The organism is Sulfitobacter alexandrii, assembly GCF_001886735.1.
Lineage (GTDB): Bacteria > Pseudomonadota > Alphaproteobacteria > Rhodobacterales > Rhodobacteraceae > Sulfitobacter > Sulfitobacter alexandrii.
The window spans coordinates 2,608,697-2,622,158 of record NZ_CP018076.1 but is presented as its reverse complement, the minus strand read 5'-3'; the positions used below and the strand labels follow the sequence as shown (position 1 = coordinate 2,622,158).

Sequence of the window (13,462 nt, the reverse complement as noted above, 5' to 3'; positions counted from 1 at the left end):
AAAGACGTGTCGCGTCCGTTTGACGCAATCGAAGTGTCTTTATCTCGAGGACAGAATATGATTGTAAGCACCGAGATTACAACGGGGCGGGCAGCGATCATCTGGCCTGTCCGGCGAAACCGTAGCCAAACATGGTCACAAGTTCAGGACGACTTATGAAAAAACTTCTCTCACTTAGCGCGCTCTTGGCAGGCCTCGGGGCAGTGCCGGTACTGGCCCAGGACAATCTGCGCATTGATGGGCTCGAGGTCGTTGGCAAGCCGATGGACGGAAAGATGGGTTTCCAGCCTGCCGTGACGCGGCTTGCGCAGGATATCCATGACCTGGACTGGCTCATTCTGGTCATCATCACCCTCATCACGCTGTTCGTGACCGCGCTCATCGGGTGGGTAATCGTCCGCTACAGCCGCCGCCGCAACCCCAACCCGTCCTCCTTCACGCACAACACGCCGGTGGAGATTGCCTGGACGGTGGGACCGATCGTGATTCTCGTTCTGATCGGTGCCTATTCGCTGCCGATCCTGTTCCGCCAGCAGGAAATCCCCGAGGCGGACATCACCATCAAGGCGATCGGCAACCAGTGGTACTGGTCCTATGAATACGTGGACGAGGGATTCGGGTTCGACAGCTACATGATCGGTGCGCCGGCCACCCTGACATCCGAAGATCAGGAAGCGGGCGCCATCGCCAACCGCCTGGACGACGTGATGGTCGCCAAGCTCGAGGCTGCCGGCTATTCCCGCGACGAATGGCTGCTGGCCACCGATACCGCGGTCGTCGTGCCGGTGGGGCAGACCATCGTGATGCAGGTGACCGGTTCCGACGTGATCCACTCCTGGACGATTCCCGCCTTCGGCGTGAAGCAGGACGCCGTGCCGGGCCGCCTTGCCGAGCTGTGGTTCGAAGCCGAGCGCGAGGGCGTGTACTTCGGCCAGTGTTCCGAACTCTGCGGCCAGGCGCATGCCTACATGCCGATCACAGTGAAGGTGGTGTCCGAAGAGGCTTATGCCGACTGGCTGGGCAAGGCCAGGGAGGAATACGCCGGTATTCCCCAGACGCTGAAGGTCGCTTCGGCAGACTGAAGGTGCGGGCACGGCGCATGCCGCCGCGTCAAGACTGCAGGCGGCGGCGGATGGTGCGCCCATTCCGCCCTGCCTGATATCGCAGGGAAGACATGCCGTCTGACCCCCTCGCCAGCGAAAGGTGCAACATGACCGACGTCAGCCAAACGCCAGCCTTGGAGAACGAAGCGGAACTGGGCGACTATTTCGCCCTGCTGAAGCCGCGCGTGATGCAGCTGGTGGTGTTCACAGCGCTTGTCGGCATGCTGGCCGCGCCGGTTTCCGTGCATCCCGTGATCGGCTTTGCGTCGATCCTGTTCGTCGCCATCGGCGCGGGGGCGTCCGGTGCCCTGAACATGTGGTGGGATGCGGATATCGACGCCGTGATGCGCCGCACGTCCAAGCGCCCCATCCCCGCCGGCAAGGTGCAGCCGGGCGAGGCACTGGCACTGGGCGTGGGGCTGTCCTTTCTCTCGGTCATGATGCTGGGGCTGGCCGCGAACCTGCTCGCAGCGGCGATGCTGCTGTTCACCATCATCTTCTACGCCGTGGTCTATTCCATGTGGCTCAAGCGTGCGACGCCGCAGAACATCGTCATCGGTGGCGCCGCGGGTGCCTTTCCGCCCGTGATCGGCTGGATCATCGCCACCGGCAGCTTTTCGGTCGAGGCGTGGCTGATGTTCGCCCTGATCTTCATGTGGACGCCGCCGCACTTCTGGGCGCTGGCGCTGTTCATGCGCTCCGACTACGATGATGCCGATGTGCCGATGCTGACGGTGACCCATGGCCGCCCCGCCACCCGGCGTCACATCCTGGCCTATACCGTGCTTCTGGCGATCCTCGCCGTCGGCACCGGCTTTTCCGCGATCGGGGGCCATGTCTACCTTGCCGTGGCGGTGGTTCTGAACGCGCTGTTCCTGCTGGGGGCATGGCGGATCTGGCAGCGTGACGAGGTGGCGGCAGAGGCCGATAACTACCTTGTGGAGCGCAAGTTCTTCCGCCTGTCGCTCTACTATCTGTTCCTGCACTTCGGCGCGATCCTCGTAGAGGCGACTCTGCGGACTTGGGGCATGGGAGGCTGGTGATGGCCATTCGCGCTGAACACGAAATCCACACGCGACGCAAGGGCCGGAACGTGGGCGTCGGCCTGATGCTTGGCGGCTTCGTGGTGCTGGTCATGGTGCTGACCTTCGTGAAGATCACGCAGACCGACTTCACCCGCGCGCCCGGCACCGCAAACCCGCCCGCCGCGATGGAGGCAGCAGACTGATGGCACTTTCCGGACCGCAAAAGACCGTTGTTCAGACCGTTTCGGTCGTCGTGATCATGGGGGGGCTCGCCTGGGCGTCTGTCCCTTTCTACGACTGGTTCTGCAGGGTCACCGGCTTTGGCGGTGTGCCCCAGCAGGTTCAGGCCGCGGGCGAGGAAATCTCGGACCGCACCATCAAGGTGCGCTTCGACGGAAGCCTCAACAGCGACATGCCCTGGACCTTCAAGCCGGTCGAGCGGCAGATGGAGGTCCGGCTGGGAGAAACCGCGCTTGCCTTCTACGAGGCGCACAATCCCACCGACCGCCCGATCGCCGGACAGGCCAGCTATAACGTGACGCCCTATTCGACGGGTGCCTACTTCGACAAGATCGACTGCTTCTGTTTCACCGAACAGGTGCTCGAACCCGGCGAGACGGTGCAGATGCCGGTCAGCTTCTACGTCGATCCCGAAATCGTCAACGACAGCGACGCCAAGTATGTACACACCATCACGCTGTCATATACATTCTACGAAATCGATCTGCCCGAGGGTTATGCGGCCCTCGATGCAGAGCCAACAACAGATCTGAATTAAGCAAGAGGGACCCCCGCAATGGCCCACGCAAAAAACCACGACTACCACATTCTGGCCCCCTCGAGCTGGCCGCTGATCGGCGCGATCGCCGGCTTCGCGATGCTGTTCGGCGCCGTGCTGTGGATGCACGGTGGCACGCCATTCCTGTTCTGGGGCGGCTTCGTTGCCGTCCTTTACGTGATGTTCGGCTGGTGGCGCGCCGTCGTTCTGGAAAGCCACGTGGGCGATCATACCCCGGTGGTCCGGCTTGGCCTGCGCTATGGGTTCATCCTGTTCATCATGTCCGAGGTGATGTTCTTCGTCGCGTGGTTCTGGACCTTCTTCAAGCAGGCGCTCTACCCGATGAACGAATACGCCGGGTCGGAATACGTACCGCCGATCTTCGATCCGGTGAATGCGTTTCACCTGCCGCTGATCAACACGCTGATCCTGCTGCTGTCCGGCTGCGCGGTGACATGGGCGCACCACGCGCTGGTGCATGAAAACAATCGCAAGGATCTGATCAGCGGGCTCGCGATCTCCATCGTGCTGGGCCTCGCCTTTACCGCGCTGCAGGCCTACGAATATGCCGAACTGCTGCTTCACTACGACTGGACCTTCGGCGGTGACGCGTTCTTCTCCGCCTTCTTCATGGCGACCGGCTTTCACGGTGCGCATGTGATCATCGGCACGATCTTCCTGACGGTCTGCCTATTCAGGGCGATGCGCGGCGATTTCACCCCGCGTCAACATGTCGGCTTCGAAGCCGCCGCGTGGTACTGGCACTTCGTCGACGTGGTCTGGCTGTTCCTGTTCTTTGCCGTCTACATCTGGGGCGTGCCGGCAGGCTGATCCCGCGCGGGGTTGCATCCGCCGCCCCGTTGCCTAATACCCCAAGGCGCGCGACCCGCTTCGCGCGCCTTTTCGTTGGACCACGGACCCCCGCATGAGCCGCGCCCTGTTTGTCATTCTCATCGGTCTTGGCGGTGCTGCCATCCTGATCGGCCTCGGGATCTGGCAGGTGCAGCGCCTTGCGTGGAAGGAAGGCGTTCTCGCCGATATCAATGCCCGGATAGAGGCGCCCGCGCAGGCGCTTCCCGACCGGCCCGACCCCGAAACAGATGCCTACCTGCCGGTGGAAGTGACCGGCACGCTGGAAGGCGCCACCCTGCGCGTCCTCGTCTCCCAGAAGGATGAAGGCGCGGGCTACCGCCTGATTTCGGCCATGGACACGGGCGCGCGGCGCATCCTCGTGGACCGGGGTTTCATCCCCACCGCCGCCGATATGCCCGGTCTGCCGCAGGGCGCCGTGACCGTCACCGGCAATCTTCAGTGGCCACAGGAGACCGACAGCTTCACCCCCGAGCCGGACCGGGCCGCAAACATCTGGTTTGCCCGCGACGTGCAGACGATGGCCGAAACGCTCGATACCGAACCGGTGCTCGTCGTGGCGCGCGCGGTTTCATGGAACGCCGCCCCGGTCACGCCTCTGCCTGTCGACACGGCGCGCATCCCGAACGACCATCTGCAATATGCCATCACGTGGTTCTCGCTCGCGGCCATCTGGCTGGCCATGTCCTTCTATTTCCTGCGCCGCCGCGCCAAAATCGAAAGCTGATCCCATGCGCTACATCTCGACACGGGGGCAGGCCCCCGCGCTTTCTTTCGAAGAAGCGATGCTGACAGGGCTGGCCCGCGACGGCGGCCTGTATGTGCCCGAGACGATCCCGACACTGTCGCGCGACGCGATCGCGGCCCTGCACGGGCAGAGCTACGAGGAGACGGCATTCACGGTGATGCGGCCCTTCATCGGCGATACGTTCACCGACGACGAATTTCGCGAGATCATCGGCCGTGCCTACGCCGGATTCAACCATGGGGCACGCGCGCCGCTGGTTCAGCTTGCACCGGGGCATTTCCTTCTGGAGTTGTTCCACGGTCCCACGCTGGCGTTCAAGGACTTCGCGATGCAGCTGATCGGTCAGATGTTCCAAGCGGCGCTTGCCCGCCGGGGCGACCGGGTCACCATCGTCGGAGCCACCTCGGGCGATACCGGCTCCGCGGCGATCGAGGCGTTTCGAGGGCTCGCCAACGTGGATGTCTTCATCCTCTACCCGCACGGGCGGGTCAGCGACGTGCAGCGTCGGCAGATGACGACGCCAGCCGAAGCGAACGTGCACGCGCTGGCCGTGGACGGGGATTTCGACGATTGCCAGGCGCGGCTGAAGGACATGTTCAACGACTTCGTCTTCCGCGACGGCGTCAGGCTGGCGGGCGTCAATTCGATCAACTGGGGCCGTGTGCTGGCGCAGGTGGTCTACTATTTCTCCGCCGCCGTCAGCCTCGGCGCGCCCGACCGCGAGGTCAGCTTTACCGTGCCCACGGGCAACTTCGGCGATATCTTTGCAGGCTACATCGCCCGGCGCATGGGGTTGCCGATCCGCGATCTGGTGGTGGCCACCAACCAGAACGACATCCTCGACCGGTGTCTCAGGGGGCAGGGGTACCACAAGACGCAGGTGCACCCGTCGATCAGCCCGTCGATGGACATTCAGGTGTCCTCGAATTTCGAACGGGCGCTTTTCGATGCCTACGGGCGCGACGGCAACGCCGTGGCGCAATTGATGGGCGAATTGGGGCAGGGCGGCTTCGACGTGAGCCAGGGCGCGATGCAGGTGCTTCAGGACACTTACAAGTCGGGCCGCGCATCCGAGCAGGAGACCACCGCGACCATCGCCATGGCCCGCAGGACGATGGGCGAATTGCTTTGCCCCCACTCGGCAGTGGGCGTCAAGGTCGCCGAGGAACAGCGCGATCCGGCGGTGCCGATGGTGACGCTGGCCACGGCCCACCCGGCCAAGTTCCCCGACGCGGTCGAGGCCGCGACAGGACACCGCCCCGATCTGCCGCCGCACATGTCGGACCTTTTCGACCGACCGGAACGTTTCAAACGCATCGGCAACGACCTCGGTGCACTGAAAACCCACATCAAGGAAAATCTCTCCGTATGAGCCTGAACCAGACCCGCCTGCCGAACGGCTTTCGTATCGTGACGGAACACATGCCGGGGCTCGCCTCGGCGTCCGTCGGGGTGTGGGTGACCGCCGGCGGCCGTCATGAGACGCCGCAGCAGAACGGAATCGCGCATTTCCTCGAACACATGGCGTTCAAGGGCACGGCGCGGCGCAGTTCACTTCAGATCGCCGAAGCAATCGAAGACGTGGGCGGCTATATCAATGCCTATACCTCCCGCGAGGTGACGGCCTATTACGTGCGGGTGCTGGAAAACGACGTGGCGCTGGGACTGGACGTTATCGCGGACATCCTGCGCAACCCGGTGCTCGATCCCAAGGAGATCGAGGTCGAGCGCGGCGTGATCCTGCAGGAGATCGGGCAGGCGCTCGACACGCCGGACGACGTGATCTTCGACTGGTTGCAGGAGAAGGCCTATCCCGATCAGCCGCTGGGCCGGACGATACTGGGGCCCAGCGAACGGGTATCGTCCTTCAGCCGGGAAGACCTTCAGGGGTTCATCGCCGACCATTACGGCCCCGACCAGATGATCCTCGCCGCCGCTGGTGCCGTGGACCACGACCAGATCGTGCGTCTGGCCGAAGACATGTTCGGCGACATGCCGGCCAAGCCGATGTACAAGATGCAGACCGCCACGTTCCAAGGGGGGGAGATCCGTCAGGTCAAGGCGCTGGAGCAGGCCCATATCGCCCTCGGCTTCGAATCTCCGGGTTACCGGGCCGAGGACATCTACGTGGCGCAGATCTACGCGTCCGCGCTTGGCGGTGGCATGTCGAGCCGGCTGTTCCAAGAGATCCGCGAGAACCGGGGGCTGTGCTACACCATCTTCGCGCAGGCCGGCGCCTATGCCGACACGGGCATGACCACGATCTACGCGGGAACGTCGGCGGCGCAGCTGCCGGAGCTGGCGGAAATCACCATCGACGAGATGAAGCGCGCGGCGAGCGACATGTCGCCCGCCGAAGTGGCCCGTGCCCGGGCGCAGATGAAGGCCGGGTTGCTGATGGGGCTTGAAAGCCCGTCGAACCGGGCCGAACGCCTCGCGCGGCTGCTGCAGATATGGGACCGGATTCCGCCGCTGTCGGAAACGATCGAGAAAATCGACGCGGTCACCACCGGCGACGTCCGCGATCTGGCTCAGCACATGGCCGAAACAGCGCCCGCGGCGCTTGCGCTCTATGGTCCGGTGGAACAGGCTCCGACGCTCGATGCGTTGCAGGCGCGCCGTGCCGCCTGATGTTGCTGGTCAAGCGGAAACTGCGGATTGAGACGGAGCGGCTGACCCTGCGTCCGCCCCACCACGCCGATTTCCGCGCCTGGACGGGCCTGCGGATCCAGAGCCGCGATTTCCTGATGAAGTGGGAACCGGCATGGGCCGAGGATCACCTGACACGCAAGGCCTTCACCAACCGTGTCTACTGGGCACAACGGTCGGTCGGGTCGGGCACAGCGCTGCCGCTGTTCCTGTTCCGGCGCGAAGACGAGACGCTCGTCGGTGCCATCACGCTGGACAACGTGCGGCGGGGCCCCGCGCAATCCGCGACACTTGGCTACTGGACCGGCGAGCCACACGCGCGAAACGGGTACATGCGCGAGGCGATAGAGGCGATGGTTCATCACGCCTTCACCCGCATGGATCTCAGCCGGATCGAAGCGGCCTGCCTGCCCGAGAACGCCCCTTCGCGCGGGCTTCTGGAAAAGACGGGATTCAAGTACGAGGGCGTCGCCCAGAGCTACCTTCAGATCGACGGTCGCTGGCGCACCCACGTGCTCTATGCCGCGTTGCGGGGTGATCGCCGGGGCAAGTCCGAGGCGGGATAGCACGCGCCGCGCCGCCGGTTTCGTTCAATGGGAAGGCGATGGTCCCCGCTTTGGGGCGGTTGCGGACAGCAGGGCGTTGATATGATCCTCGGCCTGCGTGATGGCATAGAGGCTGTAGGCAACCTTCCAGCCCTCCTCTTCGCGCCGTTCCAGCCAGGAAAACGTCCGGTAGGGCGGTTGCAGCAGGTCGTCGCCCCGGTAGACGCGCGCTTCGTGCAGGGCTTCCACCCGGTTCTTGCTCTTGAATTCGGCCTGAACGCAGTGACGCACGACCCGGGTCACGCCCCGCTGACGGTAGTTCTCGCGCACGGCCCTGAAAATCTGGTGCAGGGTCTCGCGGTCGGTGACATAGCAGCGGCCTTCGAAAGTCTCGATGTGCTGGGGCAGTATGAAACAGGGCGCGAACGACTCGAAATCACCCTGCATCAGGGCGACACCTGTCCGGTTCAGAAGATATTCCGAAACGTCACTGGCCTTTTCGAACTCGGGCTGCATGGAAGTCAGAACCTCCTTGGCTACGGTATTACTGGTAAACATCGCGCGGGCGGCAGCCTGCGCGCAACAAACTCGGACGACAGGAATGGCAGCGATTCTGTCGTCAGTACCCGTCAGTGAACCAGAAGACTTTGGCAAAACTGTGATGAATCGCAGCTTGGACTGCTCGTTTGGCCGTTCAGGTGCCTCCCACGAAATGCAGCCGGTCGAAACGCGCGCGTGCCGAGGCCGTCTCGGCTGCCAGTCCGGCAGGATCGTCGCTGCGCAGGGCGCGGGCCACGAGGTTGGCCAGCATCGGCGCATCGTCGACACCGACGCCCCAGCGGACCAGTTCGGGCGTGCCGATCCGCAATCCGTTCATGTCTCCCGGCACTTCCGCGACCGGCAGGCCGATACCGCAGGCCAGAAAGCCCGCCTTGCGCAGCGTCTTCGATGCGGCCTGTCCGCCGCCGAACTCCGCCGCCTCGATCGCGAACTGGTGCGAATTCGTGAAGCCGCGGTCCTTGGCAAAGACCTTGAGCCCTTCGGCATCCAGCGCGACCGCAAGGGCCTTCGCCACCGCGATCATCTCGGCGGCGTAGTTTCCACCATGGTCGATCCAGTCCAGCAGGGTCAGGGCCAGCGCCGCCGATTTGGCCGCGTCGAAGTTCGCGGTCATGCCGGGGAATGCGATCGCATCCAGTCTTTCGGCGATGGCCGGCTCGTCGGTGACGATCAGACCTCCGGCCGGGCCGCCAAGGCTCTTGTAGGTGCTCATCGTCATGAGGTGCGCCCCCTCCTTCAGCGGGTTGCGCCAGGCCCTGCCGGCGATGATCCCGCACTGGTGTGCCGCGTCGAACAGAACCTTGGCGCCGACTTCGTCCGCGATGGCCCGCACCTGGGAAACCGGGTGCTCGAAAAGGTTGAGCGATGCGCCGACGGTAATCAGAGCCGGCCGCACCTCGTGTGCCAGTTTGCGCAGTCCGTTGATGTCCAGCGTGTAGCCGTCCGCATCGATGGGCGCGGGCACGGTGTTCAGACCGAAGAGCCCGGCACAGCCCGCCCCGTGGTGCGTGACATGCCCCCCGACGGAGGCTGGCGGTGCGATGATCGTGTCGCCGGGCCGGCACAGCGCCATGAAGCCGTAGAGATTGCCCAACGCACCGGAGGGCACGCGGATCTCTGCGAATGACGCATCGAACACGCGGGCGGCGAGTTCCGCCGCCATGACCTCGATCTCCTCGATGGCCTCGAGCCCCATCTCGTACTTGTCGCCGGGATAGCCCAGCGAGAGGCGCGTGCCGATGCCACTGGCCAAGACGGCCTCGGCACGGGGCGACATGACGTTGGTCGCGGGATTCAGGTTGAAACACTCCCGTTCGTGGATCTCGCGGTTGCGTGAGACCAGCGCGGCGATGCGGCTGGCGATCTGAGCGCTATCCGATTCCGCCGTCCGCCCCGCGATTCGCTGCACGAGCGCCTCGCTGTGTTGAGGCACCCAGTTCCTGTGGGCGAGCATGATCCGTCTCCTTGCGCTGTTTTTGTGCAGCATGCCCCGGTCCGCGCCGATTAAGCAAATGTGATCTGCCGGGACGTTCGGATTATGCGGCACCCGTGCTAGGCTGCATCCAAAGGGGGGTACTGCCATGCTGTTTCGCCGTCTTGTCTGGGGTCTTGCCGCGCTTGCGCTGGCCTTTCCCGCCCTTGCGCAGGAACGCACGCCAAGCCATTGCATCGCCCTTGCCGAAACCGCCCCCGGCATTGCGCATGTCATCCCCGCCAGCCTGCCCGATGTGCCGCGCGAGGAAGTCTTTCTGCACTACATCGCCCATGCCTCGTTCCTGATCCGCAGTCACGGCGGTCTTAACATGGTGACGGATTACACCGGCTTCACGGGCACGCTGCCGCTGATCCCCGACGTGGTGACGATGAACCACGCCCACGACAGTCACTGGACCCCCTTTCCAGACCCGGCGATCCCCCATGCCCTGCAGGGATGGGGAGACTTCGGGGAAGGCATAGACCACGAAGTCGACCTCGGCGAAGTGCTGATCCGCAATGTCTCGACCGATATCCGGTCGCAATTCGCCGATGTCGAGCCGGAGGGGAATTCGATCTTCGTGTTCGAAATGGCAGGTCTGTGCATCGGTCATCTGGGGCACCTGCATCACGAGCCGACCGAGGCGCAGTACGCGGCATTGGGGCGGGTCGATGTACTGATGGCGCCCGTCGACGGGGGCTACACGCTTCCGCTGCCGGTGATGATGCAGGTGATCCGGCGGCTCAAGTCCTCCATCGTGATCCCGATGCACTGGTTTTCCGGGTATGCGCTGGATGCCTTCCTGACGGGAATGTCCGACGAATTTCAGGTGGTGGAACTGGAAGGCTCGAGCGTCAGTGTCTCGATCGACCGGCTGCCGTCGGAGCCGACGATCATGGTGCTGCGCCCGTCCTACCTGAATGTTGCGCGATAGGGCTTGCATCCCGCCCTTCGAGGGCGGATCAAGAGACATGCTGAACGCCGCCGACAATGACTTCGAAAACCTGCTGCTGCAACATCTGCCCGCAGAGGTGCTGCGCCCGGTCGAGCCCCGCTATGCCGAGGAACCGCGTGGCTATCACAAGGGGCTTGTCGGCATCCTGGCGCTGCCGCGCACCGTCGACGAGGTCGCGACCTTGCTCCGCTGCGCGAACGAGGCGCGGGTCGGTGTGATCCCCTATGGCGGGGGGACGGGCCTTGTCGCCGGGCAGGTGATCCCCGACGGTCCGGCGCCGCTGGTCCTGTCGCTGGAGCGTATGAACGCGGTGCGCGCGGTATATCCCGACGAGAACGTGATCGTGGTCGAGGCAGGCGTGATCCTAGCCGATGTGCAGGCCGCCGCGCGCGAGGTGGACCGCCTGTTCCCGCTGTCGCTGGCGGCCGAGGGATCGGCGCGGATCGGCGGCAACCTCGGCACCAACGCCGGCGGCACCGGTGTGCTGCGCTATGGCAATACCCGCGATCTTTGCCTCGGTCTCGAGGCCGTGCTGCCGGATGGTCAGATCTGGCACGGGCTCACACGGCTTCGCAAGAACAATACCGGATACGACCTGCGCAACCTGCTGATCGGGGCGGAGGGCACGCTGGGTGTCATCACCGCTGCCGCGCTCAAGCTGTTTCCGCAGCCGGAAAGTACAGGCACCGCGATCATGGTCGTGCCTTCGCCCCGCGCGGCACTGGACCTGCTGTCGCTTGGCCGCAGCCAGGTGGGCGAGGGGATCAGCGCCTTCGAGCTGATGAACGGGCAGGGGTTCGATTTCCTGACGGAAACCTTGCCGGACGTGCGCCAGCCCTTCGACACGCCTCCCGACTGGTGTGTGCTGATCGAACTGGGACTGAACGGCGGCCTCGACGCCGCCGAGGTGCTGGAGAACCTCTTTGTCGCGGGGATGGAGGCCGGGCTGGTCTCCGACGGGCTGATCGCGCAGAGCGAACAGCAGGCGGCGGAGTTCTGGACCGTGCGGGAACAGTTGCCACAGGCGAACCGCATGATCGGATCGGTTTCGAGCCACGACATCTCGATCCCCCTTCGGGCCTTGCCGGACTTCATCGAGGACGGGCTGGCAAAGGTCGCGGCCATCGGGGAGTTCCGCGTCAATTGCTTTGGCCACGTCGGCGACGGCAACCTGCATTATAACGTCTTTCCGCCCAAGGGCAGGTCACGCAACGACTATGTCGATGAACGCGAGGCCCTGCAAAGGGCCATCCATGACCTCGTGCACGAGGTCGGCGGCAGTTTCAGCGCCGAACACGGGGTGGGAAGGCTCAAGGTCGATGACCTCGAACGCTACGGAGATCCGGCGAAACTCTTCGCGATGCGGGCGATCAAGACGGCGCTCGACCCGCGCGGGATCATGAACCCCGGCGCGGTTCTGCGGCTGCCGCCGCAGTAATCGCTGCCGGCGCTAGCCCTTGAAATAGCACGAATCCCCCCGGATACTGATCGCCTCGGCGATCCGTTCGACGGCGATGGCATAAGCCGCCTGCCGCAGCGAGGTGCCGTCTTCCTCGGCACGATCGAAGACCTGGGGCGCGATGCGTTCGAACCGGTCCTTCATCCGCTCTTCGACGTCCTCTTCCGACCACCTTTCGCCATTCCGGCCCTGGATCCATTCGTAATAGCTGACGGTCACGCCGCCGGCGTTCGCCAGGACATCGGGCAGAACGGTGACGTCCCTGTCCGCGAGGGCCTGGTCGGCATCCGGCGAGACGGGGCCATTCGCGATCTCGAGGATGCAGCCCGCGTTGATGTCCGACACGTTGTCCTCGGTCACCGCGTCCTGCAGGGCCGCGAGCGCCAGCACGTCGACCTCCAACCCGAGGAGCGCGTCGAGGTCTATTGAGGTGTAATCCTCGTTGTCACCGACCGACGTGTCGGAATAGACATCGTCCAGCCCCTTGCCCTGTTCCTTTTCCCGGTGCAGCGGTTCGGGGTCGAGCCCATCCTCGCTGTATAGGGCGCCGCGTGAATCGGAGACGGCGACAACCTTGAACCCGGCCTTGTGGGCCTGCACCGCGAAGTGCGCCCCGGCATTGCCGAACCCCTGTACCGCGACGGTGATGTCGCCCGGATCGCGGTCCTGACGGCGCGCCCATTCCTGCAGGACCAGCAGCGCGCCTTGCCCGGTGGAGGCCACACGCCCTTCGGAGCCGCCCAGCGGCAATGGCTTGCCCGTGATCGCCGCAGGCTGGTGCGCGCGGGTGATGATGGCATATTCGTCCGCCATCCAGCCCATGATGCGCGGATTGGTGTTTACGTCCGGCGCCGGAATATCGCGGTTCGGTCCCAGCATGTCGCCGAACCCGTCGACAAAGGCGCGGGACAGTCGCTCCAGCTCCTGCCGGGACAGTTTCTTGGGGTCGACCTGAACACCCCCCTTTGCTCCGCCGAAGGGCAGGTCCATCAGCGCGCACTTGACGGTCATCCAGCGCGCCAGTTCCGTTACCTCGTCGAGGTTGACGCCGGGATGGAACCGGATGCCCCCTTTGGTCGGCCCCAGCACATCGCTGTACTGCACGCGCCACGCCGGGTAGATGCCCATGGTCCCGTCATCGTGCCGGATGCGCAGGGCGACTTCGGTGCGCCGTTGCGGGGCATGCAGCATCTTTCTCGCATCGTCGGGAATGTCCAGGCGGGCAAGCGTCTCGTCCAGAATGGGCGTGTCGCTGTTGGAATCTTTCGGCATCGGATGAACCTCGTGGGAAATGG

The 13,462-nt window shown here is 64.4% G+C and carries 14 protein-coding genes; 11 read left to right on the top strand and 3 right to left on the bottom strand.

Going from position 1 to position 13,462, the window contains the following annotated elements; genetic code table 11:
- The first annotated feature begins 155 nt into the window (after positions 1 to 155).
- The 9 genes from coxB to BOO69_RS12855 all read left to right on the top strand — a co-directional run bounded on the left by coxB (position 156) and on the right by BOO69_RS12855 (position 7,739).
- Entirely contained in the window at positions 156 to 1,082 is a 927-nt protein-coding gene (coxB, locus tag BOO69_RS12895; protein ID WP_071972528.1) for a cytochrome c oxidase subunit II, read from the top strand.
- Positions 1,083 to 1,210: 128 nt separating this feature from the next.
- Positions 1,211 to 2,146 (top strand): heme o synthase, encoded by a 936-nt coding sequence (cyoE, locus tag BOO69_RS12890; RefSeq protein ID WP_071972527.1) that lies wholly within the window; start codon positions 1,211 to 1,213, stop codon positions 2,144 to 2,146.
- On the top strand, positions 2,146 to 2,331 hold the full coding sequence (locus BOO69_RS12885; RefSeq protein WP_071972526.1) for a cytochrome C oxidase assembly protein: 186 nt from the start codon (positions 2,146 to 2,148) through the stop codon (positions 2,329 to 2,331). The genes cyoE and BOO69_RS12885 overlap by 1 nt, the downstream gene beginning before the upstream one ends.
- Positions 2,331 to 2,906 carry a cytochrome c oxidase assembly protein gene (locus tag BOO69_RS12880; RefSeq protein ID WP_071972525.1) on the top strand — a complete coding sequence of 192 codons (576 nt, stop codon included), beginning with the start codon at positions 2,331 to 2,333 and terminating at the stop codon, positions 2,904 to 2,906. Before BOO69_RS12885 ends, BOO69_RS12880 begins: the two co-directional genes overlap by 1 nt.
- Before the next feature lie 18 nt (positions 2,907 to 2,924).
- Positions 2,925 to 3,737, top strand: a complete 813-nt coding sequence (locus BOO69_RS12875; RefSeq protein ID WP_071972524.1) for a cytochrome c oxidase subunit 3 — start codon at positions 2,925 to 2,927, stop codon at positions 3,735 to 3,737.
- 94 nt (positions 3,738 to 3,831) lie between these two features.
- Positions 3,832 to 4,503, top strand: a complete 672-nt coding sequence (locus BOO69_RS12870) for an SURF1 family protein (protein ID WP_071972523.1) — start codon at positions 3,832 to 3,834, stop codon at positions 4,501 to 4,503.
- 4 nt (positions 4,504 to 4,507) lie between these two features.
- Positions 4,508 to 5,896 (top strand): threonine synthase, encoded by a 1,389-nt coding sequence (gene thrC / locus BOO69_RS12865; protein WP_071972522.1) that lies wholly within the window; start codon positions 4,508 to 4,510, stop codon positions 5,894 to 5,896.
- On the top strand, positions 5,893 to 7,155 hold the full coding sequence (locus tag BOO69_RS12860) for a M16 family metallopeptidase (protein ID WP_071972521.1): 1,263 nt from the start codon (positions 5,893 to 5,895) through the stop codon (positions 7,153 to 7,155). The genes thrC and BOO69_RS12860 overlap by 4 nt, the downstream gene beginning before the upstream one ends.
- Positions 7,155 to 7,739 carry a GNAT family N-acetyltransferase gene (locus BOO69_RS12855; protein ID WP_071972520.1) on the top strand — a complete coding sequence of 195 codons (585 nt, stop codon included), beginning with the start codon at positions 7,155 to 7,157 and terminating at the stop codon, positions 7,737 to 7,739. The genes BOO69_RS12860 and BOO69_RS12855 overlap by 1 nt, the downstream gene beginning before the upstream one ends.
- Positions 7,740 to 7,763: 24 nt before the next feature.
- On the opposite strand, the gene BOO69_RS12850 is transcribed toward BOO69_RS12855, so the two are convergent.
- Entirely contained in the window at positions 7,764 to 8,234 is a 471-nt protein-coding gene (locus BOO69_RS12850) for a hypothetical protein (RefSeq protein ID WP_071972519.1), read from the bottom strand.
- A 178-nt stretch (positions 8,235 to 8,412) separates the two neighbouring features.
- Positions 8,413 to 9,735, bottom strand: a complete 1,323-nt coding sequence (locus BOO69_RS12845) for a serine hydroxymethyltransferase (protein ID WP_071973814.1) — start codon at positions 9,733 to 9,735, stop codon at positions 8,413 to 8,415.
- 124 nt (positions 9,736 to 9,859) lie between these two features.
- On the opposite strand from BOO69_RS12845, the gene BOO69_RS12840 reads away from it, so the two are divergent.
- Both BOO69_RS12840 and BOO69_RS12835 read left to right on the top strand, forming a co-directional pair.
- Positions 9,860 to 10,687 (top strand): MBL fold metallo-hydrolase, encoded by an 828-nt coding sequence (locus tag BOO69_RS12840; RefSeq protein ID WP_071972518.1) that lies wholly within the window; start codon positions 9,860 to 9,862, stop codon positions 10,685 to 10,687.
- Between the two features lie 37 nt (positions 10,688 to 10,724).
- Positions 10,725 to 12,146, top strand: coding sequence for an FAD-binding oxidoreductase (locus BOO69_RS12835; RefSeq protein WP_071972517.1), 1,422 nt, complete (start codon positions 10,725 to 10,727; stop codon positions 12,144 to 12,146).
- 12 nt (positions 12,147 to 12,158) lie between these two features.
- Here BOO69_RS12835 and BOO69_RS12830 read toward each other — a convergent pair whose 3' ends face one another.
- Entirely contained in the window at positions 12,159 to 13,439 is a 1,281-nt protein-coding gene (locus BOO69_RS12830; RefSeq protein WP_071972516.1) for a Glu/Leu/Phe/Val family dehydrogenase, read from the bottom strand.
- Positions 13,440 to 13,462 lie beyond the last annotated feature (23 nt).